The following is a 279-nucleotide window of genomic DNA, read 5'->3' as shown; positions in this document are numbered from 1 at the left end:
TTGGGCGGTTTTTACTACCCCAAACAGGGGATACCCACAGCCCGTCTGCAATGCTAAAAATTCCCTCACAACAGGGGGAACAACATGCGCATGCATACGGGGCGTTCGCGCCGTGGTTTCACGCTGATCGAGGCCTTGGTCACCCTCGCGGTGTTGGGCATACTGGCGGCCATCGCCCTGCCGGCTTTTTCCAGCATGCGCGAAACGCTGCGTTTGAAAGGCTCAACAGAAGCGGTGCAGGCCGACCTCCGGCTGGCCAAATCCGAGTCCATCAAGCGC

Annotated in this window: 1 protein-coding gene; it reads left to right on the top strand. The window is 59.5% G+C overall.

What is annotated here, in order from left to right; genetic code table 11:
* Positions 1-84 precede the first annotated feature (84 nt).
* A partial coding sequence (locus tag HA630_RS26995) for a Tfp pilus assembly protein FimT/FimU (RefSeq protein WP_166832184.1) occupies positions 85-279 on the top strand: 195 nt, incomplete at its 3' end.

This window comes from Aquabacterium sp. A08 (assembly GCF_011742065.1).
This window is presented reverse-complemented; position numbering and strand designations above follow the sequence as displayed.